Below are 24,409 nucleotides of genomic sequence, written 5' to 3' on the forward strand. Positions count from 1 at the left end.
TCCCTGTCGCGGCCGCTTTGCGCGGATGCAGGTGGCGCAGCCGGCATCTTCGGGCTAAGTCTTTCGCGATGCCGGCAACGCCAGGGAGGATCGGAATGGATGAACTGAGCGTCTATGAGAAGCAGAAGTTCGGCCAGCCACTGGGCTTCGGCAAGCGGCCCGCCCTGCTTGTCGTCGATTTCGTCAACGGCTTCGTCGATCCCGAAATCTTCGGCGGCGGCAACATTCCCGACGCCGTGCGCGCGACCGTGCCGTTGCTCGAAGCTGCGCGCCGGCGCGGCCTTCCGGTGGCTTTCACGCGCATCGTCTACGCCGACGACGGCGCCGACGCCGGTGTCTGGTGCCGGAAGGCGCCCCGCCTGCGCGAACTGACCGAGGCGGCCCCAGCCAGCCATGTCGTCGATGACCTGAAGCCGAGGGCCGGCGAACTGATCGTCCGCAAGACACAGGCATCCGCCTTTTTCGGCACGCATCTGCCGGGCTGGCTGGTGGCGGCGGGCGTGGACACGCTGGTGGTCACCGGCGCCACCACCAGCGGCTGCGTGCGCGCCACGGTGATCGACGCCATCAGCTACAATTTCCGCCCGGTGGTCGTGACCGACTGCGTCGGCGACAGGGCGCTGGAGCCGCATCGCGCCAACATCTTCGACATGGGGCAGAAATATGCGGACCTTGTGACGGCCGCCGAGGCGATCGGGCATTTCGATGCCCTCCCGGCCGGGCTGACGGCCTGACCCGAAAGACGGGGACGGGAGCAAGGCGGCCGAATGCGGCCGTTTCCGATTTCATTTGCAACAATCGAAGAGGCTGACATGGCGGTTCTGGTGACGGGTGGCGCGGGCTATATCGGCAGCCACATGGTGTGGGAACTGCTCGACGCCGGCGAGGAGGTGGTGGTGCTCGACCGGCTGTCCACCGGCTTTGCCTGGGCCGTGGCGCCGGAGGCGAACCTGGTGGTCGGCGATATCGCCGATACGGAGCTTGTCGCCGGCCTGATCCGCGACCATGAGGTGAATGCGATCATCCATTTTGCCGGCTCCATCGTGGTGCCAGAATCGGTTGCCGACCCGCTCGCCTATTACGCAAACAACACCTGCAAGACCCGTGCGCTGATCGAAACGGCGGTGCGGGCGGGCGTGCCGAACTTCATTTTCTCCTCCACCGCCGCCGTCTATGGCGGCGCGGGCAGCGAGCCGGTACGCGAGGATGCGCGCCTGGCGCCCGAATCGCCCTATGGCCTGTCCAAACTGATGAGCGAATGGATGCTGCGCGATGCCGCCTCCGCCCATGGGCTGCGCTATGCGGCGCTGCGCTACTTCAACGTCGCCGGCGCCGATCCGAAGGGGCGCACCGGACAGTCGACGCCCGGCGCCACCCATCTCATCAAGGTCGCCTGCGAGACGGCGCTGGGCAAGCGCGCCGCCATGCAGGTCTACGGCACCGACTACCCTACCGCCGACGGCACCTGCGTGCGCGACTACATCCACGTCTCCGATCTCGTGGCCGCCCACCGGCTCGCCCTGCAGCGGCTGCGCGCGGGCGGCGACAGCCTCGTGGCCAATTGCGGCTACGGCCACGGCTATTCGGTGCTGGAGGTGATCGAGGCGGTGCGCCGCGTGTTCGGGCGCGACTTCGCCGTGGAGACGGGCCCGCGCCGGGCCGGCGACGCCGCCGCCGTGGTGGCCAATTCCGACCTCGCCCGCGCCGAACTCGGCTGGGCGCCCGCCCGAGACGATCTCGACCTCATCGTACGGCATGCGCTGGCCTGGGAGCGCATCCTGTCCGCCAAGAACTCCCCGCGCGCCGGCTGAGCGCGCTTGGCCCGCGTCCCTGCGCCGCGTCCCCGGGCCGCGCCTATGCCGCGTCGGGTGGGATGACGCCCTTGCGCAGGGCGAAGCAGCCGTAGAAGCGGCGCTCGCCGGTCTGGATCACGCAATAGGCCTGCTTGGCCCGCTCGTAGAAGGCATAGCGCTCGACCGGCTTCAGCGGCCAGGCGCGGCCTTCGGCGGCGTCGATCTTTTCCTGCACCTCTTGCTGCACGGCCGGGATCTCGTCGGGAGAGCCGACGACCTCCATGCGCGCGGCCGCATCGTGCACGAAGGTGTCGAGCGGATAAAGCGATAGCACCGCCTCCACCACCGCCGCCGCGGGCGCGTCGATGCGCAGCAGCCGGCCGAGCGCGGTCTGGCGCGCCACGGAGTCGGCCGGGAAATTGGTGTCGGCGATGATGAGGTCGTCGCCGTGGCCCATGGCGCGCAGCGCTTGCAGCACGTCGGCGTTCAGCAGGGGATTGATGCCTTTGAGCATGATGTTCCTTTCGTTGCCTTCAGGGCACACTGACACGCACGGTGTCTGGCGCCGGCCGGGAGTGTACGCCCTCTTGCCGGAAGCCCGCCAGCGCTCGCCATTTCCTGACGGCGAAATAGATCGCGGCCGTGATGACCATGGCGGCGTAGCCGTCGATGGCGTAGTGCCAGGCCAGATAGACGGAGCTTGCGGCGACGAAAAGCACATAGCCAAACGCCGCGAGACCCAATTTGCGGTGATGTTCGTAGATGAACAGCGCGTTCAAGGTGATGAGGGCCACGTGAACGCTCGGAAAGGCGGAGATGCCGGATGCAAAGCCGGCCTGCCCCTGATCGTAAAGCGTCCACAGATAGTTCTGGTAGGCGGCGGCGGAATTGGGGTTGGTGCCGCCGTGGGCGAGAAAGGCCAGTTGCTCGCCAAAGCGTGCGGCGTCTCCCGTGACAAACCCATAAAACGCGGGCCCGGCCGACAGGAACACGCCTGCGAATATGTTGCCGATCACCACCCAGATCGCGGCAAAGCAGATCAGGTAACGCGACCGTATATGGGCGGCCATCGGCGATGTCGCCACGAAGAACAGTGCGCCGAAGCAGATCAGGAACCACAGGATGTTGTAGTTCCACTCCACCACCGTCCTGACAATGTCGAAGCCCCCGATCCGGTGAAGGAAATGCCACGGGTCCGAGCCGAAATGAAGGAGGGCATCGAGATCTGCCTGGGCAGTATCGTAGACAAAGCCGCCTCGCCATACGGGCAGCCCGTTCTTGACCGAGGTGAAATCGCCTTGGAAGACGCCAAAGGCCATCAGCAATACCAGACCCGAGAGCAAATATGCCATCCGCGAAGGCGAAAACAGGCGCTTTGCCGCCAGCTTCGGCCGTCTGCGGAAACGCGTTGCAAGCAGCGCGGCATCGGCGCCAAGTGCGATCGCCGGCAGGAAAAATCCGAACATGAACGGCCAGCGCCACAGATAGGCGGCGAAAGCCGCCTTGTCGGACGCGCCGACGAGATAGAGGAACAGCAGGCTGGCGATCGTGTAGACGGCGATGAAGAGATAGAATGGCGTGTCGAAGCGTACCAGCCGTGCGGTGCGGAAAAGCAGATCGTTCAGGAACGGGAGGATTCTGCGCATGATGAAGGCCTGACCGTCGCTCGAGGACGAAAGACCATCGTTACGGAGCCTTCGTTCAGATTCCGTTACGGCAGTTTGTTCGCCCCCGTCACCCGTCTCAATGTCAGGTTGATGCGGCCGCCGTTCTTCAGCAGCGTCGAGGTGTCGGGATAGATGCGGTCGACCCCGTGGAAGGCCAGCCTGCTTGTCCCGCCCATCACCAGCACGTCGCCGCTTTGCAGCCGCAGCGGCATCGTCTTGTCCTGCCGCCGCGTGCCGCCGAGCCGGAACTGGCAGTCGTCGCCCAGCGAGACCGAAACCACGGGCGCGGTGAAATCGGCCTCGTCGCGGTCCTGGTGCTGGCCCATCTTCGCCTCGGCCGTATAGAAGTTGACCAGGCAGGCCTCGGGCGCCAGCGGATAGCTGGCCACATCGCGCCAGATCCGCACCAGCGCCTCGGGGATAGGTGGCCACGGCCTGCCGGTCGCCGGATGCGTCGCCTGGTAGCGGTAGCCGCTTTCCTTGTCGGTGACCCAGCCGAGCGGGCCGCAATTGGTCATGCGCACGCTCATCTCCTTGCCGGTGCGCGGCATGGCCGGCACGTAGAGCGGCGCATCGGCCACAACCGCACGGATGTCCTCCAGCAGCGCTTCCTGCGCGCCGCGGTCCAGATAGCCGGGCAGATGGCGCACCCCTTCGGGCAAGGCAGTCATCGTCTTCTCCCAGTTCGTCGCCGCGACTTCGGCGGCGCAAACGGCTTGAATGCCATGACGAACGCGAAACGGCGACCCGAAAGCCGCCGTTCCTCGTTGTCGCGGAAAAATGTTCTCAGTTCGCCGCGATGTCGGGAATGCGCAGCACCTGCCCGGGATAGATCTTGTCGGGATGAGTCAGCATCGGCTTGTTGGCCTCGAAGATGATCGTGTTCTTGGCGCCCTTGCCCTTGCCGTAGTTGGCCTCGGCGATCTTCCACAAATTGTCGCCCTTCTTGACCGTGTAGAAGACCGGCTGCTTGGCGGCGGCCGCCTCCCCAACCTTCAACTCGTCGGCCTGCACCTTGGAGACGCCGAGCGTGTTGCCGACGGCGATGACGGCTTTCTCGAAGATGGACTGGTCCTCGACCTTGCCCTTGAGGACGGCCGTGTCGCCTTTGATCTCCACCTGAACACCGTCGGTGCCGAGCTCGTGGGAATCCAGCTCCTTCTTGAGGGTCTCGGCGTTCGGCGGCGTTTCGTCCTCGCCTATCCCCAGCTTCTTGCCTACGCCTTTCACGAAATCGAAAATGCCCATCTTGGCCTCCTTGCCATTTCACGCGGGCAAGTCTGGCATCCGGCAGCCGCAATTGGAAGCCGAACGATCAGTCGCGCTCCACCCTGCCGCGCATCTTCTTCACCGTGGAACGCCCCGCCTTCGCCTTCAGCCGCCGCTCGACCGAGCCTTTCGTCGGCTTCGTCTTCTTGCGCGGCGGGGGCGGCGGCTCGGCAGCCCGCGCCACCAGCGCGGCCAGCCTTGCGCGGGCGTCGGCGCGGTTCTGCTCCTGGGTGCGGAAGCGGGCGGCCTCGATGACGATGACGCCGTCCTTGGTGGCGCGCTGGCCGGCGAATCTTATCACCCGTTCGCGCACGCGCTCCGAAAGCCCCGCCGCATTGGCGGCGTCGAAGCGAAGCTGCACGGCGGTCGCCACCTTGTTGACGTTCTGCCCGCCCGGCCCGGAGGCGCGGATGAAGCTCTCCTCAAGGTCGTCCGGGTGGATGACGGCATCGGCGGCCACGATGATCCTGTCGTCGGCGTTCATGGCGCCAGTCATCGCGCGGCGGGGAGAAAAAGAAAAGACCCGATCGGGGACCGGGCCTTTGTGCATCGAAGGAAGTGCGTGCCGCTATTCGGCGGCCTGCCGCACCTGCGGCGCGGCTCCCAGCACGATGGCATCGACATGGTCTTCGAACTTGCCGAAATTGTCGATGAACATGGAGACCAGACGCGAGGCCTGGCGGTCGTAGGCGGCGGTGTCCGCCCAGGTCGAGCGCGGGTCCAGTATGGCGGCGTCGACGCCCGGAACGGCCACCGGCACCTCGAAGCCGAAATTGGCGTCGGTGCGGAATTCGGCCGCGTTCAGCGAGCCGTCGAGGGCGGCCGAGAGCAGCGCCCGCGTCGCCTTGATCGGCATGCGGCGGCCGACCCCATAAGCGCCGTCGGTCCAGCCGGTGTTGACCAGCCAGCAGGTGGCGCCGTGGCGCGCGATCAGGTCGCGCAGCAGATTGCCGTATTCGGACGGATGGCGCGGCATGAAGGGCGCGCCGAAGCAGGTCGAGAACGTCGCTTCCGGCTCGGTCACGCCCTTTTCGGTGCCGGCCACCTTGGCGGTGTAGCCCGACAGGAAGTGATACATGGCCTGCGCCGGCGTCAGCCGCGCGATCGGCGGCATCACGCCGAAGGCGTCGGCCGTCAGCATGATGATGTTCTTGGGATGCGCGGCGCGGCCCGTCGCGCTGGCATTGGGAATGAAATGCAGCGGATAGGCGCAGCGCGTGTTCTCCGTCAGGCTGCCGTTGTCGAAGTCGGGCACGCGATGCTCGTCGAGCACCACGTTCTCCAGCACGGTGCCGAAGCGCTGGGTGGTGGCGAAAATCTCCGGCTCGGCCTCGGCCGAGAGCCGGATCGTCTTGGCGTAGCAGCCGCCCTCGAAGTTGAACACGCCATGCGGCCCCCAGCCGTGCTCGTCGTCGCCGATCAGCGTGCGCGAGGGGTCTGCCGACAGTGTCGTCTTGCCGGTGCCGGAAAGGCCGAAGAAGATGGCCGCGTCGCCGTCGGGACCCTCGTTGGCCGAGCAGTGCATGGGCATGACGCCCTGTTCGGGCAGCAGGTAGTTCAGCGCGGTGAACACCGACTTCTTCATCTCGCCCGCATAGGAGGTGCCGCCGATCAGCACGATCATGCGCGACAGGTCGAGTGCGATCACCGTCTCGCCGCGTGTGCCGTGGCGGGCCGGGTCGGCACGGAAGGAGGGCAGGTCGATGATCGTCATCTTCGGCACGAAACCGGTCAGTTCCGCCGCCTCCGGGCGGATCAGCAGGTTGCGGATGAACATCGAATGCCAAGCATACTCGGTCACTACGCGCGTGGGCAGGCAAAGCTCGCGATCGGCGCCGCCGACCAGGTCCTGCACGAAGAGATCCTTGTCCGCGGCATGGGCGAGGAAATCGGCTAGCAGAGCTTCGAACTGGGCCGGCGTAATTGCCTTGTTGTTGCCCCACCAGACCTTGTCCTCGGTGGCGGCGTCGCGGACCACAAACTTGTCCTTGGGCGAACGGCCGGTGTGCTGGCCGGTCTCGGCCACCAGCGCGCCGTGGGCTGTCAGCCGCGCTTCGCCGCGGCAGAGGGCTTCCTCCGCCAGCGCCGCCGCGCCGAAGTTGTAACGCACCGTACCCGTGGTCTTCAGGCCAATGGTGTCGATCCCGCAGGCGGGGTTGCGTTTGCCAAGCTCCGACATGGAAGTCCCTTTTTTCGGTTTGCCGCATGGCCGGCAGGCACCAGCCATCATTCCATTATGAAACGTTCGCGCGCTCAGAACCAGAAAAGAAAAGCAATATCAAATAATTAATCGATTTAAAATTTTTGAAAGTTGTTTAAATCGTTTAGATGGCACAGTTCCCGCGAAGCTCAGGCGGATCGGCGCGCGGGTCTGTCGCACGGATGCAGGGCAGCCGGTTGTGGACACACGCGGCCTGCCACTGTAGGAGAGGCATGCGCCATGCCACATTTTGTACCCAATTTGTCCTGCAGAAGCCCCTTCTCGAAGCATGAAGGGACGCTCGCTGATGAGGGAGCCGCTTGAAATGGCAACAGTCGCGCTTGTCGATGACGACCGCAATATCCTGACGTCGGTCTCGATCGCCCTGGAGTCGGAAGGCTACCGCGTCGAGACCTACACGGACGGCGCCTCCGCGCTCGAGGGGCTGACGGCGCGCCCGCCGAACCTGGCCATACTGGACATCAAGATGCCGCGCATGGACGGCATGGAGCTGCTGCGCCGCCTGCGCCAGAAGACCGACCTGCCGGTCATCTTCCTGACCTCCAAGGACGACGAGATCGACGAATTGTTCGGCCTCAAGATGGGCGCGGACGACTTCATCCGCAAACCCTTCTCGCAGCGGCTTCTGGTGGAGCGGGTCAAGGCGGTGCTGCGCCGGGCAAGCGCGCGCGAGGCCGCCGCTAAGCAGCCGGCCCAGCAGTCGCGGTCGCTGGAGCGCGGGCAGCTCGTCATGGACCAGGAACGCCACACCTGCACCTGGAAGGGCGAGCCGGTGACGCTGACCGTCACCGAGTTCCTGATCCTGCATTCGCTGGCCCAGCGCCCCGGCGTGGTGAAAAGCCGCGATGCGCTGATGGATTCGGCCTATGACGAGCAGGTCTATGTCGACGACCGCACCATCGACAGCCACATCAAGCGGTTGCGCAAGAAGTTCAAGGCCGTCGATGACGACTTCGAGATGATCGAGACGCTATACGGGGTTGGGTATCGGTTCCGTGAGGCGTAGGATCGGCGCGTTCCGATTTTGATCGGATCGCGGAACGGATCTCTGATCGGATGGCGGTGGAAGTCGAGCACAGCAGGCCGGTGAGCGCCAAGCGGCGGGCGCCTCGCGCCCTTCCGTCCTTCTTTTCCAAGGTGACGGTACCCCTGCGCCGCTTCCTCGGCCACCACATCTTCTCCAGCCTCACCCGCCGCATCCTGTTCCTCAACCTTGCCGGGCTGGCCGTGCTGGTCATCGGCATCCTCTACCTCAACACCTTCCGCGACGGGCTGATCGACGCGCGCGTGGAAAGCCTGATGACGCAGGGCGAGATCATCGCCGGCGCCATCGCCGCCTCGGCCACGGTCGAGACGGATTCCATCTCGATCGACCCCGAAAAGCTGCTGGAGCTTCAAGCTGGCGAAAGCATCGGCCCCGCCAGCGACCAGCTCGACAATCTCGACTTCCCCATCAATCCGGAGCGCGTGGCCCCGGTGCTGCGGCGGCTGATCTCGCCCACGCGGACCCGCGCGCGCATCTACGACCGCGACGCCAACCTGCTGCTGGATTCGCGCCACCTCTATTCGCGCGGCCAGATCCTGCGCTACGACCTGCCGCCGGTGGAGGAAGAGGAGCCGGATTTCCTGGAGCGCGTGCAGAAATTCGTCTTCGACCTGTTCCGCAACAGGGAACTGCCCGTCTACAAGGAGCAGCCCGGCGGCAACGGCGCGGCCTATCCGGAGGTCATCAAGGCGCTGACCGGCAGCCCCTCCACCATCGTGCGCGTCAGCGAGAAGGGCGAGCAGATCGTCTCCGTCGCGGTGCCGATCCAGCGCTTCCGGGCGGTGCTGGGCGTGCTGCTTTTGTCCACCGAAGGCGGCGACATCGACAAGATCGTGGCCGCCGAGCGCAAGGCCATCCTGCGCGTCTTCGGCGTCGCCGCCCTCGTCACCGCCATCCTGTCTCTACTTCTGGCCTCCACCATCGCCAATCCGCTGCGCCGCCTATCGGCAGCGGCGGTGCGCGTGCGGCGCGGGGTCAAGAACCGCGAGGAGATTCCCGACTTCTCCGACCGCCAGGACGAGATCGGCAACCTGTCGATCGCCGTGCGCGACATGACCAACGCGCTCTACGCCCGCATCGACGCGATCGAGAGCTTCGCCGCCGACGTCAGCCATGAGCTGAAGAACCCGCTGACCTCGCTGCGCAGTGCGGTGGAGACCTTGCCGCTGGCCCGCAACGAGGCGTCCCGCAACCGGCTGATGGAGGTGATCCAGCACGACGTGAAGCGGCTCGACCGCCTCATCACCGACATTTCGGACGCCTCGCGCCTGGATGCGGAACTGGCGCGCGAAGACGCCGGGCGGGTGGACCTTGCCAGGTTCGTCTCCGATCTGGTGTCGGTCTCGCGCGAAGCCTCGCACCACAAGAAGAAGGTCGACATCGAGCTGAAAGTGGCCAAGCCGCCGCAGGGCGTGAAGGGCTATTTCGTCCAGGGGCACGATCTGCGCCTGGGCCAGGTCATCACCAACCTGATCGAGAACGCCCGCTCCTTCGTGCCGGACGAACATGGCCGCATCGCCATCTCGCTGGCGCGTGCCGGCAAGTTCAACGTCCTCACCGTCGACGACAACGGGCCGGGCATCCGCGCCGAGACCATCGAGCGCATCTTCGAGCGTTTCTATACCGATCGTCCCTCCAGCGAGGCGTTCGGCCAGAATTCCGGTCTCGGCCTGTCCATCAGCCGCCAGATCGTGGAAGCCCATGGCGGCACGCTGACGGCGGAGAACATCCCCGGCGGCAAGCCCGGCGAGATCAGGGGCGCGCGCTTCGTCGTCACCCTGCCGGCCGAGGGCTGATGCCCCCCTGCAACATTCACGGCACCGCCGTCCTGCTCGGCGACCGCGGCGTGCTCGTCACCGGGCCGTCGGGCGCGGGCAAGACCGCGCTCGCCCTGGCGCTGGTTTCGCGCTTTTCCGCGCAGAGCCTGTTCTGCCGGCTGGTGGGCGACGACCAGATCTTCGTCGCCGGGCACGGCGCGCGTCTGGTCTGCCGGGCGCCGGGCACCATTGCCGGCCTTGCCGAAGTGTACGGCACCGGCCCGCAAAAGCTGGCCTTCGAGCCCGCCGCCGTGATCGACCTCGTCGTGCGCCTCGTGCCGGCGGCACGGATGCACCGGTTCCAGGAGGATGCGACCGAAACGATCGCCGGCTGCGTCGTGCCGCGCCTCGACCTGTCCGCGCGGGACGCCTTTTCGGCGCTGTCGGCCGTTGCGGCGCGCCTCGGGCTTCCGCCTTTCGGCAAAACCGGGGCGTTTTGATGCTGCAATGCGTCAAAATGGCTTGGTCCGGCGCAGATTTGGGCTTGTCAACGAGGCGCGTCTCGACAAGATAGCGCTTCCCGCCGCCCCGAAGGGCCGGCAAGCATAAAATGCGCCTGTGAAGGGGCCATGACTTCGCCTACTGAAATGACGGGAGCCGCCTCATAATGATCGGACTCGTGCTCGTGACGCACGGTCAGTTGGCCAACGAGTTCCGCCACGCGGTGGAGCATGTTGTGGGACCGCAGGAAAATTTCGAGACGGTGGCGATCGGCGCCGACGACGACATGGAGCAGCGCCGGCGCGACATATTGGATGCGGTGGCGGCGGTCGATACCGGCGCGGGCGTCATCGTCCTGACCGACATGTTCGGGGGCACGCCCTCCAACCTCGCCATTTCCGTCATGGAGGCCGGCCGCGTCGAGGTCATCGCCGGCATGAACCTGCCGATGCTCATCAAGCTCTCCAGCGTGCGCAAGGGCGACGACATGGCGCTCGCGCTGGTCGAAGCGCAGACCGCCGGCCGCAAATACATCAACGTGGCCAGCCAGTTGCTGAGCAGCAAATGAACGAAGTCTCCTCCAGGCCCGGGCGCATCGTGCGCGAATTCGTCATCGTCAACCAGCGCGGCCTGCATGCGCGGGCTTCGGCCAAGTTCGTGCAGGTCGCCTCGAGCTTCGATGCCACGATCGATGTGGAAAAGGACGGCGTCAAGGTCGGCGGCACCTCCATCATGGGGCTCATGATGCTCGCCGCCAGTCCCGGCTGCTCCATCCGGGTCGGGGCTTCCGGCCCGGAAGCCCAGGAGGTGCTGGCCGCGCTGGAGGAACTGGTCGCCTCCCGCTTCGGCGAGGAGATCTGATCCGCCGCGTTCCGGCCTGCCGTCTGGTCAGGTCGACATGCACGGATAAAGATTTCTTTATGTCCCATTGTCGCAGCGTGCGCGATCTGCTAGGCAGTCGGCCCGAAACGCGCCCCGATTGCGCCTGAGGCGTGGGCGCTTCCTGTAGACAAGATGCACTGGAGCACCGCCATGACGGCTAGCAAGGACTATGTGGTCGCCGATCTCTCGCTTGCCGGCTGGGGCCGCAAGGAAATCGAGATCGCCGAAACCGAGATGCCCGGCCTGATGGCCTGCCGCGAGGAATTCGGCTCCAAGAAGCCGCTGACGGGCGCGCGCATCAGCGGCTCGCTCCACATGACCATCCAGACCGCGGTGCTGATTGAGACGCTGAAGGTGCTCGGCGCCGACATCCGCTGGGCCTCCTGCAACATCTTCTCCACCCAGGACCATGCCGCCGCGGCCATCGCCGAGGTGGGCATCCCGGTCTTCGCGGTGAAGGGCGAGAGCCTGGAGGAATACTGGACCTATACCGACCGGATCTTCCAGTGGAGCGACGGCGGCGTCTCCAACATGATCCTCGATGATGGCGGCGACGCCACCATGTACATCCTGCTCGGCGCTCGCGCCGAAGCCGGCGAGGACGTGCTGGTCAATCCCGGCAGCGAGGAGGAAGAGATCCTGTTCGCCCAGATCAGGAAGCGCATGGCCGCCACGCCCGGCTTCTTCACGAAGCAGCGCGAGGCGATCCGCGGCGTCACCGAGGAGACGACCACCGGCGTCAACCGCCTCTACCAGCTCCAGAAGAAGGGCCTGCTGCCCTTTCCGGCGATCAACGTCAACGACTCGGTCACCAAGTCCAAGTTCGACAACAAATACGGCTGCAAGGAATCGCTGGTCGACGGCATCCGCCGCGGCACCGACGTCATGATGGCCGGCAAGGTCGCCGTGGTCTGCGGCTATGGCGACGTCGGCAAGGGTTCGGCCGCATCGCTCAAGGGCGCCGGCGCGCGCGTCAAGGTCACCGAGGTCGATCCGATCTGCGCCCTGCAGGCGGCCATGGACGGCTTCGAGGTGGTCACGCTGGAAGACGCCGCCCCGACTGCGGACATCGTCATCACCACCACCGGAAACAAGGACGTGGTCACCCTCGACCATATGCGGGCGATGAAGGACATGGTCATCGTCGGCAATATCGGCCACTTCGACAACGAGATCCAGGTCGCCTCGCTGCGCAACCTGAAATGGACCAACGTCAAGCCGCAGGTGGACATGGTCACCTTCCCGGACGGCAAGCGCATGATCCTCTTGTCGGAAGGCCGCCTGCTCAATCTCGGCAACGCCACTGGCCATCCGAGCTTCGTCATGTCGGCCTCCTTCACCAATCAGGTGCTGGCGCAGATCGAGCTGTTCACCAAGGGCGGCCAGTACAAGAACGAGGTCTACGTGCTGCCCAAGCACCTGGACGAGAAGGTTGCCCGCCTGCACCTGGCCAAGCTCGGCGCCAGGCTGACCGAGCTTTCGAACGAACAGGCCGCCTATATCGGCGTAACGCCGCAGGGCCCGTTCAAGCCGGAACACTACCGCTATTAACCATAACGTAGATTGCTACAAGATGTTGAGGCTGGGCGATTGACTTTTCGCCCGGCCTTATTTTTGGCCGGCGCCCTTCTTCACGCCGATTCGGCAAGCCTGTATGTTGAGGTGATTCGCGAAGTTTCCAGCCGGCGCGTCCACGCAACCCGACAGGTTCGAGGCGGTGCGTCGGAGTCCCGGTATCGGAGCGTCCTTTGCGTATCCGGGGCGGCGCAGTGCTGTGGATTCGGGGACAGCCGGCGCGGTCGCGCACTCAGGTTCTGGCGGCGGAGAGGACCAACACATGCCGGGGGAAGACCCGCTTCGGGCGGGACAGGCCGTTGCCGGCGGCCATAGAGATTCGAAGGCCGTCTGCTTGCGGCGGCGCCTCGCGCCGCTGCTGTGCGGCGCGGCGGTGCTCGTTCCCGGCAGCGCCGAGGCGGCTGCCGGCTCGATCGCCGGGCCGTCCGTCAGCACGATGGACGTCATCCAGCTCGCCGTCACGGTGGGCGTCATGGCGTCGGCGCTGATCTCCGCCATCGTCCTCATCCGCGAGCGCGCCCGCACGGCGGCGGAAAATGCCGACCTCAGGGGGCGCATCGCCGACGTCAACGCCGCGCTGCAACGCTCGGAGGCGTTGCTCAACCTGCGCGACCAGCGCGTGGTGGTGTGGGCGGCCGAGAAGGAGAACAGGAAGCCGGAGGTGGTGGGCGCCCTGCCGATCGAGACGGGCGCGCCGGAAGAGCGAGCCGCCTTCCTGGCCTTCGGCCGCTGGCTGAGGCCGCGCTCTGCGGCAGCGCTCGAGCACGCCGTGGCGGCGCTGCGCGAGAAGGGCGCCCCCTTCGACCTCGTTGCCGAGACGATCGTGGGCGCGCCGATAGAGGTCCATGGCCGCAAAAGCGCCGCGCATGCGGTGGTCCGCTTCGTGTCGTTGTCGGAGGCGCTGCGCTCGGAAGCGCGGCTGAAGCTGGAGAACCGGCGGCTGGCCCAAGAGCACGATACGCTGCGCGGCCTGCTCGATGCGGTGAAGATGCCCGTGTGGCTGCGCGCCGCCGACGGCCGGCTGAAATGGGTCAACCGTGCCTATGCCGCCGCGGTGGAGACGCCCGACGCGGACGCCGCGCTGCATGAAGGCAAGGAATTCCTCGGCAGCCAGGCGCGCGAGGCGATCGCCGCCAGCCATGGCTCGCGTGCGGTGTTCGAACAGACGCTGTCCACCGTCATCGAGGGCGATCGGCGCATGTTTTCGGTGGTGGACTACGCCGGTGCCGAAGGGTCTGCCGGACTTGCCTGCGATGTCAGCGCCATAGAGACGGTGCGCGCCGAATACGAGCGCACCGTGCGTAGCCATGCCGACACGCTGGACCAGCTCAACACCGCCGTCGCCATCTTCGACGAGGCGGAGAAGCTGCGCTTCTTCAACCAGGCCTTCCAGAAGCTGTGGGGGCTGGATGCGGCCTTCCTGCACAGCGCGCCCGACAATGCGCTGCTGCTCGACCGGCTGCGCACCGAGGGCAAGGTCGCCGAGCAGCCGGAGTGGCGCCGCTGGAAGGAGAACCTGCTCGGCGCCTATCGCGCGGTGGAGCCGCAGGAACACTGGTGGTACCTGCCAGACGGCAAGACCATCCGCGTGGTGGCCAACCCGCAGCCCAAGGGCGGCGTGACCTGGGTGTTCGAGAACCTGACCGAGAAGATCGATCTGGAAAGCCGCTATCGCACCGCTGTGCGCGTGCAGGGCGAGACGCTCGACAATCTGGTCGAAGGGGTAGCCGTGTTCGGCCCGGACGGCAGGCTGCGCCTGTCCAATCCGGCCTTCGCCAATCTGTGGGGGCTGGATGAAGCCGCGGTGGCACCCGACGTGCATGTGTCGGCGATCCGTGAGTTGTGCGATCCGCACGCCAAGGACAGCCCCTGGGCCGGCTTCGTCGCCGCCGTCACCGGCTTCGACGAGGAACGCCGCGACCGCCGCGGCCAGACCGAACTCGATAATGGCGATGTGCTTCGCTATGCCGTCATAAACCTGCCGAACGGGCAGGTGATGCTGACCTTCGTGGACGTCAGCGACAGCGTCAATGTCGAACGCGCGCTGAAGGAGAAGAACGAGGCGTTGCTGAAGGCCGACCAGTTGAAGAACGAGTTCGTCCAGCACGTGTCCTACGAGCTGCGCTCGCCGCTCACCAACATCATCGGCTTCACCGAACTGTTGTCGCTGCCGGCCACCGGCCCGCTGTCCCGGAAGCAGCAGGAATATGTCGAGCATATCGGCTCGTCCTCCTCGGTGCTGCTCACCATCGTCAACGACATCCTCGACCTCGCGACGGTCGACGCCGGCATCATGCAACTCGATATTTCCGAAGTGGAGGTCAAGCGCACCCTGATCGCCGCCGCCGAACTGGTGGCCGACAGGCTTGAGGAGCATTCGATCCGGCTGGGCATCGATTCCGCCGCTGCGCCCCGGAGCTTCCATGGCGACGAGACCCGCGTGCGCCAGATCCTCTACAATCTGCTCAGCAATGCCGCCAACTACGCGCCGGAAGGCAGCGTCATCCGCCTCGTCTGTCGCCAGGTGCCGGAAGGCGTGGAGTTTTCCGTGCATGACGACGGACCCGGCATGCCGCCGGACGTGCTGGAAACGGTGTTCCGCCGCTTCGAGCCGCACGTCAATGGCGGCCGGCGGCGCGGCGCGGGGCTCGGCCTGTCGGTCGTCAAGAGCTTCGTGGAACTGCACGGCGGCACGGTGCGCATCGAGACCGGCGAGAACATGGGCACCACGGTGATCTGCACCTTCCCCACGGTTCCGTCAGGCATGCGGGCGGCGGCCGAGTAGGGGCGCATGGCCGATCAGGCGATCGAGCGTTTCCTGCCCGAAGAGGCGGCGACGGCGCGGCTGGGCGAGGATCTTGCCATGGCGCTCCGGCCCAGCGACGTGCTGGCGCTGTCGGGCGACCTCGGCGCGGGCAAGTCCACGCTGGCGCGCGCGCTGATCCGGACGCTGGCCGACGATGCCGCCCTGGAGGTGCCGAGCCCCACCTTCACGCTGGTGCAGACCTACGAGGGGCGGCTGCCGGTCCATCATTTCGACCTCTACCGCCTGTCCTCGCCGCATGAGCTGGACGAACTCGGCTTCGACGAGATGCTTGCCGACGGGGCAGCGCTCGTCGAATGGCCGGAGCGCGCCGCGGACCTCATGCCGCCGGGCACGGTCACGCTGGAACTCGTTCATCAGGGGGCGGGCCGGCTGGCGCGGCTTTCGGGGGCAGGGGAGGCCTTCGCCCGCATGGCGCGGTCGCTTTCGCTGCGCGACTTCCTCGAAACCGCCGGCTGGGGCGACGCGCGCCGCCGGCATTTGACCGGGGATGCCTCCGCGCGCGCCTACGAGACCGTCTCGCTGGACGGCGCCGACGACCGCATCGCCATGAACGCGCCGCCGCTGGTGCTGGGTCCCCCGGTGCGGGACGGCAAGGCCTATGCCGAGATCGCGCACACGGCGCGCAACGTCGCCGCCTTCGTGGCCGTCGACCGCGCCATGAAGGCCGGCGGCGTCAGCGTACCGGAGATTTACGCCCAGGACCTCGACCAGGGCTTCCTGCTCATGGAGCATCTGGGCAAGGAAGGCTTCCTCATCGACGGCAAGCCGGTCGTCGAGCGCTACGTCGCGGCCGCCGAACTGCTGGCCATGATGCACGGACAGGAATGGGCCTGGCGGCTGGAGGCCGCGCCCGGCCTGTTCCACGAAGTGCCGCCCTTCGACCCCGACGCCATGGAGATCGAGGTCGACCTGCTGCTCGACTGGTACGTGCCGGCCGTCACCGGCGCACCTGCCGGCGAGGAACTGCGCGCCGGATACCATCGCGAATGGCGCGCGCTGTTTGCCCGGCTGGAAGGCGGCGAGACCACGCTGATGCAGCGCGACTTCCATTCGCCCAACATAATCTGGCGCGGGCAACGTTCCGGCTTCGGCCGGCTCGGCATCATCGACTTCCAGGACGCGCTGGTCGGCCCGCCGGCCTACGACGTCGCCTCGCTGGCGTTCGACGCGCGCGTCACCGTGCCGCCCGCCATCGAGCAGGCGACGGCGGAAGCCTATATCGCCGCGCGGCACGCCGCCGGTCCGTTCGACGAGCAGGCGTTCCGGGAAGCCTATGCCATCATGGCGGCGCAGCGCAATTCCAAGATCCTCGGCATCTTCGTGCGGCTCGATCGCCGCGACGGCAAGCCCGGCTATCTGAAGCACCTGCCGCGCATTCGCGACTATCTGCGCCGCGCGCTGGCCCATCCTTCCCTTGCCGGCCTGCGCACGCTGTACGAGGCGCACGGCCTTCTGGAGGAGCGCATCCTGTGACGAAGGGTCCGAAGACCGCCCCGAAAACGGCGATGGTGCTGGCCGCCGGCCTGGGCAAGCGCATGCGGCCTCTCACCGACACGCTTCCCAAGCCACTGGTGAAGGTGTCCGGCAGGACGCTGCTCGACTGGGGGCTGGACAGCCTCGCCCGCGCCGGCGTGGAAAAGGCCGTGGTCAACGTGCACTATCTGCCCGACCAGATCGTCGCCCATGTCGCGAAGCGTACCGCGCCGCAAATCGTGGTTTCGGACGAAAGCGCCGCCCTGCTGGATTCCGCTGGCGGCATCGTCCGGGCGCTGCCGCAATTGGGTGCCGAACCCTTCTACGTGCTCAACTCCGATACCTTCTGGATCGACGCCGGGACGCCTGGGCTGGAACGGCTGGCTCTTGCCTGGGACGACGCGCGCATGGATATTCTCCTCATGCTTGCGGATGGCGAATCGGCGACCGGGCACAGCGGCGGCACGGATTTTGTCCTTGGGCCGGACGGCACCCTGCGCCGTGCGGCAGGCGACCCGGCCGGGCTGATCTATGCCGGCGCGGCGATCGTGCATCCGCGCGTCTTCGCGGGTGCCGAGGCCGCGCCGCATTCGCTCAACCTCTATTTCGACCGGGCCATCGCCGCCGGCCGGCTGCATGGCGTGAAGATGCTCGGCCGCTGGATCACCGTGGGCACGCCGGACGCGCTGCCGCTGGCAGAGGCGGCGGTCGCCCGCGCCCTTTCGCAAGAGCCATGAGCGGCCCGCGCCGCGTCCTGTCCATCCCTCCCGGCGTGCCCTTCCTGCCGACGCTGGCCGAGGCCCTGCTCGACGGCGCGCTGGTGCCCGGCTTCCGCCACGACGGCGATCCGCTGGCGCTGGCCGCCGCCACCATCTACGTGCCCACCCGGCGTGCCGCACGCGCGCTGCGCGGCGTGTTCGCCGACCGGCTCGGCGGCGGCTCGGCCATCCTGCCCGTCATCCGCCCGCTCGGCGAGTTCGATGAGGACGAGGCCGCTTTTGACGCCGACACAGCCGAAAGCGCCGCCGCCCTGCAACTCGCCCCGCCCATCGCCGCCATTGAACGCCTTCTGCTGCTGGCGCCGCTGGTGGGGGCCTGGAAGCGCCGCCTGCCGGCGCATGTCGCCGCGCTTTTCACGGAAGAGGTGGTGGTGCCGGCTTCCTCCGCCGACGCCATATGGCTGGCGCGCGACCTGGCCGAGCTGATGGACGAGGTGGAGACGGAAGGCTCGGATTGGGCCAGGCTCGCCGGGCTGGTGGACGGCAACCTTGCCGGCTGGTGGCAGGTGACGCTGGATTTCCTCAGGATCGTCACCGAGAACTGGCCGGCCCTGCTTGCCGAGCGCGACCGCTCCAATCCGGCCGCGCATCGCAGCGCGCTGATCCGGCTGGAGGCCGCGAGGCTGAAGCGCAATCCGCCCGCCGGCCCGGTGGTGGCGGCCGGCTCCACCGGCTCCATTCCGGCCACCGCCGAGCTGCTGGCGGCGATCGCGGCCCTGCCCAGCGGCGCGGTGGTGTTGCCGGGCTTCGACAGGGCCATGGACGAAGCCTCCTTTGCCGCCATTGCCGCGCCGGACCTGCGTCCTTCCCTGCTCGGACATCCGCAATACGGCCTGGCCAGGCTCATCGGCCGCATCGGCATCCAGCGCCGGGAGGTGGAGGAGATCGGCGCGGCCCAAAGGCCGCTGGCGCTGCGGGCGGCGCTGGTGGCCGAGGCGCTGCGCCCTGCCGACACTACCGAATTGTGGGCCGATGCGCGCGCGCGGTTCGAGCCCGGCGCGATCGGGGAAGCGCTTGCCGGCGTCGCCCTGGTGGAGGCCGCCAACGAGCGTGACGAGGCCGCCGCGATCGCCGTCGCGTTGAAGCAGGCGGTGGCCGAGCCCGGCCGCACCGCGGCGCTGGTGACCGGCGACCGCGCGCTGGCGCGGCGCGTCTCGGCCGAGTTGCTGCGCTTCGGCGTGCAGGCCGACGATTCCGGCGGCATGCCGCTCGCCGCCACGGCGCCCGCCGCCCTGCTCAGGCTGGCGCTGGAGGTTGCCTTCCGCCCGGGCGATCCCGTTGCCCTTCTTTCGCTGGTCAAGCATCCGCTGCTCGGCCTCGGCCTGGAGCGGCCGCTGGTGCGCCGCGCCGCCGAGGCAGTGGAACTGGTGGCGTTGCGCGGCGGCACCGGGCGTCCCGACGTCGCCACGCTGGGGGAGCTGTTCGACGCGCGGCTTGCCGAGGAAAGCGCCGATTCCCGCCCGCCCTTCTGGCTGCCGCGCCTGTCGGCCCGCCGTATCGAGGAAGCGCAGATGCTGCTTTCGTGTCTGGCCGAGGCGCTGGCGCCGCTCACCGCCCTGCGCGACGCCGGCGAGGCGGAGTTCGCCGCGCTCGCAAGGGCAAGCGTGGAGGCGCTGGAAAATCTCGGCCGCGCGGACGATGGCGCGCTTGCCCGGCTCTACGAGGGCGATGCCGGCGAGAAGCTGGCGGAACTGCTGCGCGGTCTCGTCTCGGCCTCCGCTTCCTTCGCCGTCGAGCCTCGGGAATGGCCGGCCGTCATGGAGGCGCTGGTCGCGCCCGAGACGGTGAAGCCGGCGCGCGGCGCCGACCGCGCCATTTCCATCTGGGGCGCGCTGGAGGCGCGGCTCCAACATGTCGACACCCTCGTCATCGGCGGTCTCAACGAGGGCACCTGGCCGCGCAAGCCCGAGGGCGACCGCTTCATGTCGCGGCTGATGAAGGCCGGCATCGCGCTGGAGCCGCCCGAGCGGCGCATCGGCCTTGCCGCGCATGATTTCCAGATGGCGATGGGAACGGCCGACGTGGTGCTGGCGCGCGCCGCCCGTTCGGGCGATGCGCCGGCCGTGCCCTCGCGCTGGCTGCAGCGCCTGCTGACCTTCGTCGGCAAGCAGGAAGCCGACGGTTTGCGCCGTCGCGGCGATCGTCTGCTCGCCTGGGGCCGCGCGCTGGATGCCGGCGAGAAGCGCGATTTCGCGCCGCGCCCACGGCCGGCGCCGCCGCTGGCCGTGCGCCCGCGGCATTTCTCCGTCACCGAGATCGAGACCCTGCGGCGCGACCCTTATGCGATCTACGCCCGCCGCGTCCTCGGCCTGATGCCGCTGGAGCCGCTGATCCGCGATCCGGGCGCGGCCGAGCGCGGCACGCTGTTCCATGAGATCCTGCATCGCTTCTCCACAGCCGTGGCCGATCCGCGCGCGCCGGAGGCGCTGGAGGCTCTCCTGGCAGCCGGCCGGCAATGCTTCGCCGAGGCCGCGCTGCCGCCGGATGTCGAGGCGGTGTGGTGGCCGCGCTTCGAAAAGCTCGCCGCCGGCATCATCGAATGGGAGCGCGGACGCGCCGCCGGCGTCGCCCGCCGCCACGCCGAGGCGCGCGCGCAAAAGACAATGGTGGGCGGCACCGGCGTCACGCTGTCGGGCTATGCCGACCGCGTCGACCTGCTGGCCGGCGGCATGGCCGACATCCTCGACTACAAGACCGGCTCCTCGCCGTCCAAGGCGCAGGCGCACACGCTGCTGGTCCCGCAGCTCGCGCTGGAAGGCGCTCTTCTGAAGCGCGGCGCCTTCCGCGATCTCGGCGCGCGCGAGCCCGCGGATCTCGCCTTCGTGCGCCTGAAGCCGAACGGCGAGGTGTTCGAGGAATCCATCCTCGACTACAACCGCAAGCCGCGCAGCGCCGACGATCTGTCTGAGGAGGCATGGGCGCGGCTGGAGAAGCTGCTTTTCCACTATCACGACCCGAACACCGGCTATCTCTCGCGGGCGCTGCCCTTCCGCGAGGGCGAGGCCGACGGCGACTACGACCATCTCGCACGCGTGCTCGAATGGTCGGCGGGCGGCGAAGGGGCGGATGAAGGAGGGGAGGGGTGAAGAAGGCCTATTCCATCCCCACCGACACGATCGCCAACCAGGCGCGCGCGTCGGACCCCGCCAATTCGGCCTGGGTCTCGGCCAATGCCGGCTCCGGCAAGACGCATGTTCTGGCGCAGCGCGTCATCCGGCTGCTGCTGCGCGGCACCGATCCGGCCAAGATCCTGTGCCTGACCTATACGCGCGCGGCCGCCGCCAACATGTCCAACCGCGTCTTTTCCACCCTGTCGGAATGGACCGCGCTGGACGACCAGACGCTGGCCGGGCGCGTAGCCGAACTGGACGGGCGCCGGCCCGATCCCGCCACCATGCGCCGCGCCCGGCGCCTGTTCGCCGAGGCGCTGGAGACGCCCGGCGGGCTGAAGATCCAGACCATCCACGCCTTCTGCGAATCCGTGCTGCACCAGTTCCCGCTGGAGGCCAACATCGCCGCCCATTTCCAGATGCTCGACACGCAGATGGAGCAGGCCCTGCTGGCGGATGCCCGGCGCGACATGATCACCGGCGCCGGCGCCGACGGCCCCGAACTGGCGGAGGCCTTCGCCACGGTGCTGGAGCGCGGCGGCGAGAAGGGGCTGGACGACCTCCTGGTCGAGATCATGCGCAAGCGCGACGGCCTGCGCGCCTTCATCGACGCCACCGGCGGCGACGGCACTGGCTTTCGCGTGCTGTTCGAGGAGTTCGGCTTCGGCGCGGACGAGACGGCCGACACGATCGCCGCCGCCGCAGGGCCGCCGCCCGGCTTCGATCCCGCCTATTTCGCGGCGATGCGCGACGCCTGCCTGCGGCTGGGGGCCGCCCGCGCGCAGGACTATTTCGTCCTGGAAGCCGGGCCCGCCTATGCCGAGCCAGATCCGTTGCGCCGGCTCGCGCTGCTGAAGAAGGCGTTCCTCGGCACCAAGGGCGAGCCCTACAAGCCGGGCTGGCTGTTTGCCAAGGCGCTGGTCTCGGCCCTGCCGGACCTGCCCGACCGCTATCTGGCGGCGGCGCAGGCGGTGACGGCCGCTTCCGACCGGCTGGCGCTCTTTTCCATGCTGGAAGGCACGCGCGCGGCGCTGACCGTCGCCGACTGGCTGATCGCCCGCTACGAGCAGTTGAAGCGCGGGCGCGGCTTCCTCGACTTCAACGATCTCATCACCCGCACCGTCAACCTTCTGGCGCGCGCGGATGCAGGGCCGTGGGTGCGCTTCAAGCTGGACCAGGGCATCGACCACATCCTGCTCGACGAGGCGCAGGATACCAGCCCCGACCAGTGGGAGGTGGTGAAGAGACTGGCGGAGGATTTCTTCTCCGGCTTCGGCGCGCGCGACGGCGTGTCCCGCACGGTCTTCGCCGTGGGCGACGAGAAGCAGTCCATCTATTCCTTCCAGGGCGCCGCACCGGATTCCTTCCACGAAAGCCGGCAGGAATTCGCCGCGCGTGTGCGCGGGGCCGAAGCCGGCTTCGCCGACCTCAAGCTCACCTGGTCGTTCCGCTCCACCGCCGACGTGCTGGCCGCCGTCGACCGGGTGTTTTCCGATCCGCAAACGCGGCGCGGCATCAGCCACGACCCCGATCCGCTCGACCACAAGGCGATCCGCAGCGACGCGCCGGGCTATGTCGAGGTGTGGCCGTCGATCGGCGCCGAGCAGGTGGAGGAGCCGGACGACTGGACGCTGCCGGTCAACCATGCCAGCGCGCCCGCCGTGCGGCTGGCCGAGACCATCGCCGGCACGGTCGAAGGCTGGCTGAAATCCGGCGAGATCATCGAGGGCAAGGGCCGGGCGCTCAAGGCCGGCGACGTGGTGGTGCTGGTGCGCAAGCGCGACCGCTTCGTGCATGCGCTGTCGCGTGCGCTCAAGGACAGGAACATTCCGGTGGCCGGGGCCGACCGGCTCAGCCTGCCCGGCCATATCGCGGTGAAGGACCTTGCCGCCCTCGGCCGCTTCCTCACCCAGCCCGAGGACGACCTGTCGCTCGCCGCCGTGCTGCGATCGCCGATCTTCGACGTTTCGGAAGAGGCGCTGTTTGCGCTCGCCGCAGGGCGCGAGCGCGGCGTCTCGCTCATCGCCTCGCTGCGGCAGAAGGCAAGGGACGATGCGGCGCTGGCCGTCGTGGCCGGCCAGTTGGAAGCCTGGACGAACGAGGCTGCGTTCAAGCCCGTCTTCGAGTTCTACGCCGCGCTGCTCGCCCGCGACGGCGTGCGCAAGAAGATGATCGCGCGGCTGGGGCCGGAAGCCGGCGACATACTGGACGAGTTCCTCAACTTCGCGCTGGCCGAGGAGCGCACCGGCCTGCCGGGGCTGGGTGCCTTCCTGTCCACGCTGGAAAATGCCGGGCCTGAGATCAAGCGCGAGATGGACCAGACGCGCGACGAGGTGCGCATCATGACCGTGCATGCCGCCAAGGGGCTTGAGGCGCCCGTGGTGTTCCTGGTCGACAGCGGCGCCGCGCCCTTTTCCGACCAGCACCTGCCGCGCCTGATGCCGTTCGTCGCTTCCGGTGCGCATTGGCGCGGCAACGGCTATCTGTGGCGCGCGGGCAGCGAAGTCGCCAACGGTTTTTCGCAGCAGGTCGCGGCGCGTGCGCGCGAACTGGCCGACGACGAGTATCGCCGCCTGCTGTATGTGGGCATGACGCGCGCCGAGGACCGGCTCATCGTCTGCGGCTATCACGGCAAGCGCGCCCCGGCGCAAACCACCTGGCACTCGCTGGTGTCGCGCGCGCTGGTCGGGGGGCCGGAGACGGTGGAAACCGCGCATGCGGTGACCCGCGAGCCGGTGCATCGCTTCCGCGTCCTGGACCTGCCGCCGCTGGCGCGTGAGGCGAAGCCGGATGAGGCGCAGCCGGATTTCGGACCGATGCCGCAAAGTCTTTTCCTGCCCTTGCAGGAGGTGGAGGACCTGCCGCGCCCCTTGTCGCCCTCCGGCGCCGCCGCGCTGGTCGACGACGCCAGGGAGCCTGTCGTCGATAGCCGCTCGCCGGTGTTGGATGCCGAAGACGAACCCGTCTTCGCCATCCGGCGCGGGCTTGCCCTGCACAAGCTGCTGCAGATGCTGCCGGACATAGCCGAGGCGGAGCGGCAGGCGGCGGCGGAGCGCTATCTGGCGCGCGCCGGCGCGGATTGGCCGGAAGCTGAAAGGCGCGGCGCGTTGCGGGCCGTGGCGGCCATCCTGGCCGACGCGCGCTTTTCGCCGCTATTTTCTCCCGGCTCGCGCGCCGAGGTGTCGGTCGTGGGCAGCCTGGCCGTGCGCGGCAAGGTGCGCGCCATCTCGGGCAAGATCGACCGGCTGGCGGTGATGCCGGACAAGGTGCTGATCGTGGACTATAAGACTAACCGGCCGGCGCCTGCCTCGCTCGCCGAGGTGCCGGAAGCCTATGCCCTGCAGCTTGCGCTCTACCGCGCCCTGCTTCGGCCGCTCTATCCGGGGCATACGGTTTCGGCCGCGCTTCTGTTCACCGAGGCGCCGCGCCTGATTGAGCTTCCGGCGGAGCTGCTCGATGCCGCCCTTGCCCGACTCGGAGCGTCGTGACACAAGCTCTGCTTGAACGAAG

Annotated in this window: 19 protein-coding genes; 13 read left to right on the plus strand and 6 right to left on the minus strand. The window is 67.9% G+C overall.

The window, feature by feature from the left end:
• The first annotated feature begins 95 nt into the window (after positions 1-95).
• The gene (locus ACTDI4_RS06545; RefSeq protein WP_442840373.1) at positions 96-734 is read left to right on the plus strand and encodes an isochorismatase family protein; all 639 of its coding nucleotides are present in this window, start codon (positions 96-98) and stop codon (positions 732-734) included.
• Positions 735-812: 78 nt separating this feature from the next.
• Positions 813-1,811: a UDP-glucose 4-epimerase GalE gene (gene galE / locus ACTDI4_RS06550; RefSeq protein ID WP_442840374.1), complete on the plus strand. Its 999-nt coding sequence runs from the start codon at positions 813-815 to the stop codon at positions 1,809-1,811.
• 43 nt (positions 1,812-1,854) lie between these two features.
• On the opposite strand, the gene ACTDI4_RS06555 is transcribed toward galE, so the two are convergent.
• The 6 genes from ACTDI4_RS06555 to ACTDI4_RS06580 form a co-directional block, all read right to left on the minus strand.
• Entirely contained in the window at positions 1,855-2,307 is a 453-nt protein-coding gene (locus ACTDI4_RS06555) for an RbsD/FucU family protein (RefSeq protein ID WP_442840375.1), read from the minus strand.
• A 19-nt stretch (positions 2,308-2,326) separates the two neighbouring features.
• Positions 2,327-3,439, minus strand: a complete 1,113-nt coding sequence (locus ACTDI4_RS06560) for a phosphatase PAP2 family protein (protein WP_442840376.1) — start codon at positions 3,437-3,439, stop codon at positions 2,327-2,329.
• A 65-nt stretch (positions 3,440-3,504) separates the two neighbouring features.
• Positions 3,505-4,131 (minus strand): alpha-ketoglutarate-dependent dioxygenase AlkB family protein, encoded by a 627-nt coding sequence (locus ACTDI4_RS06565; RefSeq protein ID WP_442840377.1) that lies wholly within the window; start codon positions 4,129-4,131, stop codon positions 3,505-3,507.
• A 115-nt stretch (positions 4,132-4,246) separates the two neighbouring features.
• Positions 4,247-4,708, minus strand: a complete 462-nt coding sequence (gene lysM / locus ACTDI4_RS06570) for a peptidoglycan-binding protein LysM (protein ID WP_442840378.1) — start codon at positions 4,706-4,708, stop codon at positions 4,247-4,249.
• A 67-nt stretch (positions 4,709-4,775) separates the two neighbouring features.
• Complete coding sequence (gene arfB / locus ACTDI4_RS06575) at positions 4,776-5,213, minus strand: alternative ribosome rescue aminoacyl-tRNA hydrolase ArfB (RefSeq protein WP_442840379.1); 438 nt, start codon at positions 5,211-5,213, stop codon at positions 4,776-4,778.
• Positions 5,214-5,297: 84 nt separating this feature from the next.
• Complete coding sequence (locus tag ACTDI4_RS06580) at positions 5,298-6,908, minus strand: phosphoenolpyruvate carboxykinase (protein WP_442840380.1); 1,611 nt, start codon at positions 6,906-6,908, stop codon at positions 5,298-5,300.
• A 346-nt stretch (positions 6,909-7,254) separates the two neighbouring features.
• Here ACTDI4_RS06580 and ACTDI4_RS06585 point away from each other — a divergent pair, with 346 nt between their 5' ends.
• The 11 genes from ACTDI4_RS06585 to addA all read left to right on the plus strand — a co-directional run bounded on the left by ACTDI4_RS06585 (position 7,255) and on the right by addA (position 24,387).
• The gene (locus ACTDI4_RS06585; RefSeq protein ID WP_442840381.1) at positions 7,255-7,956 is read left to right on the plus strand and encodes a response regulator transcription factor; all 702 of its coding nucleotides are present in this window, start codon (positions 7,255-7,257) and stop codon (positions 7,954-7,956) included.
• Between the two features lie 50 nt (positions 7,957-8,006).
• Positions 8,007-9,791, plus strand: a complete 1,785-nt coding sequence (locus ACTDI4_RS06590) for a stimulus-sensing domain-containing protein (protein ID WP_442840382.1) — start codon at positions 8,007-8,009, stop codon at positions 9,789-9,791.
• Positions 9,791-10,252, plus strand: coding sequence for an HPr kinase/phosphorylase (locus ACTDI4_RS06595; protein WP_442840383.1), 462 nt, complete (start codon positions 9,791-9,793; stop codon positions 10,250-10,252). The genes ACTDI4_RS06590 and ACTDI4_RS06595 overlap by 1 nt, the downstream gene beginning before the upstream one ends.
• A gap of 167 nt (positions 10,253-10,419) precedes the next feature.
• The gene (locus ACTDI4_RS06600) at positions 10,420-10,821 is read left to right on the plus strand and encodes a PTS sugar transporter subunit IIA (protein WP_442840384.1); all 402 of its coding nucleotides are present in this window, start codon (positions 10,420-10,422) and stop codon (positions 10,819-10,821) included.
• Complete coding sequence (locus tag ACTDI4_RS06605) at positions 10,818-11,114, plus strand: HPr family phosphocarrier protein (protein WP_442840385.1); 297 nt, start codon at positions 10,818-10,820, stop codon at positions 11,112-11,114. Before ACTDI4_RS06600 ends, ACTDI4_RS06605 begins: the two co-directional genes overlap by 4 nt.
• A 171-nt stretch (positions 11,115-11,285) precedes the next feature.
• Positions 11,286-12,686 carry an adenosylhomocysteinase gene (gene ahcY, locus ACTDI4_RS06610; RefSeq protein WP_442840386.1) on the plus strand — a complete coding sequence of 467 codons (1,401 nt, stop codon included), beginning with the start codon at positions 11,286-11,288 and terminating at the stop codon, positions 12,684-12,686.
• A gap of 286 nt (positions 12,687-12,972) precedes the next feature.
• Positions 12,973-15,495: an ATP-binding protein gene (locus ACTDI4_RS06615; protein ID WP_442840387.1), complete on the plus strand. Its 2,523-nt coding sequence runs from the start codon at positions 12,973-12,975 to the stop codon at positions 15,493-15,495.
• Positions 15,496-15,501: 6 nt separating this feature from the next.
• The gene (tsaE, locus tag ACTDI4_RS06620) at positions 15,502-17,010 is read left to right on the plus strand and encodes a tRNA (adenosine(37)-N6)-threonylcarbamoyltransferase complex ATPase subunit type 1 TsaE (protein ID WP_442840388.1); all 1,509 of its coding nucleotides are present in this window, start codon (positions 15,502-15,504) and stop codon (positions 17,008-17,010) included.
• A gap of 32 nt (positions 17,011-17,042) precedes the next feature.
• The gene (locus ACTDI4_RS06625; RefSeq protein ID WP_442843283.1) at positions 17,043-17,747 is read left to right on the plus strand and encodes a nucleotidyltransferase family protein; all 705 of its coding nucleotides are present in this window, start codon (positions 17,043-17,045) and stop codon (positions 17,745-17,747) included.
• Entirely contained in the window at positions 17,744-20,875 is a 3,132-nt protein-coding gene (gene addB / locus ACTDI4_RS06630; protein ID WP_442840389.1) for a double-strand break repair protein AddB, read from the plus strand. The genes ACTDI4_RS06625 and addB overlap by 4 nt, the downstream gene beginning before the upstream one ends.
• Positions 20,872-24,387 carry a double-strand break repair helicase AddA gene (addA, locus tag ACTDI4_RS06635; RefSeq protein WP_442840390.1) on the plus strand — a complete coding sequence of 1,172 codons (3,516 nt, stop codon included), beginning with the start codon at positions 20,872-20,874 and terminating at the stop codon, positions 24,385-24,387. The genes addB and addA overlap by 4 nt, the downstream gene beginning before the upstream one ends.
• The last annotated feature ends 22 nt before the right edge of the window (positions 24,388-24,409 follow it).

The organism is Mesorhizobium sp. PUT5, assembly GCF_052216645.1.
Classification (GTDB): Bacteria; Pseudomonadota; Alphaproteobacteria; order Rhizobiales; family Rhizobiaceae; genus Mesorhizobium.

Coding starts and splice junctions, on each gene's coding strand:
- ACTDI4_RS06545 (WP_442840373.1), top strand. CDS start 96: ATGGATGAACTGAGCGTCTATGAGAAGCAGAAGTTCGGCCAGCCACTG.
- galE (WP_442840374.1), top strand. CDS start 813: ATGGCGGTTCTGGTGACGGGTGGCGCGGGCTATATCGGCAGCCACATG.
- ACTDI4_RS06555 (WP_442840375.1), bottom strand. CDS start 2,307: ATGCTCAAAGGCATCAATCCCCTGCTGAACGCCGACGTGCTGCAAGCG.
- ACTDI4_RS06560 (WP_442840376.1), bottom strand. CDS start 3,439: ATGCGCAGAATCCTCCCGTTCCTGAACGATCTGCTTTTCCGCACCGCA.
- ACTDI4_RS06565 (WP_442840377.1), bottom strand. CDS start 4,131: ATGACTGCCTTGCCCGAAGGGGTGCGCCATCTGCCCGGCTATCTGGAC.
- lysM (WP_442840378.1), bottom strand. CDS start 4,708: ATGGGCATTTTCGATTTCGTGAAAGGCGTAGGCAAGAAGCTGGGGATA.
- arfB (WP_442840379.1), bottom strand. CDS start 5,213: ATGAACGCCGACGACAGGATCATCGTGGCCGCCGATGCCGTCATCCAC.
- ACTDI4_RS06580 (WP_442840380.1), bottom strand. CDS start 6,908: ATGTCGGAGCTTGGCAAACGCAACCCCGCCTGCGGGATCGACACCATT.
- ACTDI4_RS06585 (WP_442840381.1), top strand. CDS start 7,255: ATGGCAACAGTCGCGCTTGTCGATGACGACCGCAATATCCTGACGTCG.
- ACTDI4_RS06590 (WP_442840382.1), top strand. CDS start 8,007: ATGGCGGTGGAAGTCGAGCACAGCAGGCCGGTGAGCGCCAAGCGGCGG.
- ACTDI4_RS06595 (WP_442840383.1), top strand. CDS start 9,791: ATGCCCCCCTGCAACATTCACGGCACCGCCGTCCTGCTCGGCGACCGC.
- ACTDI4_RS06600 (WP_442840384.1), top strand. CDS start 10,420: ATGATCGGACTCGTGCTCGTGACGCACGGTCAGTTGGCCAACGAGTTC.
- ACTDI4_RS06605 (WP_442840385.1), top strand. CDS start 10,818: ATGAACGAAGTCTCCTCCAGGCCCGGGCGCATCGTGCGCGAATTCGTC.
- ahcY (WP_442840386.1), top strand. CDS start 11,286: ATGACGGCTAGCAAGGACTATGTGGTCGCCGATCTCTCGCTTGCCGGC.
- ACTDI4_RS06615 (WP_442840387.1), top strand. CDS start 12,973: ATGCCGGGGGAAGACCCGCTTCGGGCGGGACAGGCCGTTGCCGGCGGC.
- tsaE (WP_442840388.1), top strand. CDS start 15,502: ATGGCCGATCAGGCGATCGAGCGTTTCCTGCCCGAAGAGGCGGCGACG.
- ACTDI4_RS06625 (WP_442843283.1), top strand. CDS start 17,043: ATGGTGCTGGCCGCCGGCCTGGGCAAGCGCATGCGGCCTCTCACCGAC.
- addB (WP_442840389.1), top strand. CDS start 17,744: ATGAGCGGCCCGCGCCGCGTCCTGTCCATCCCTCCCGGCGTGCCCTTC.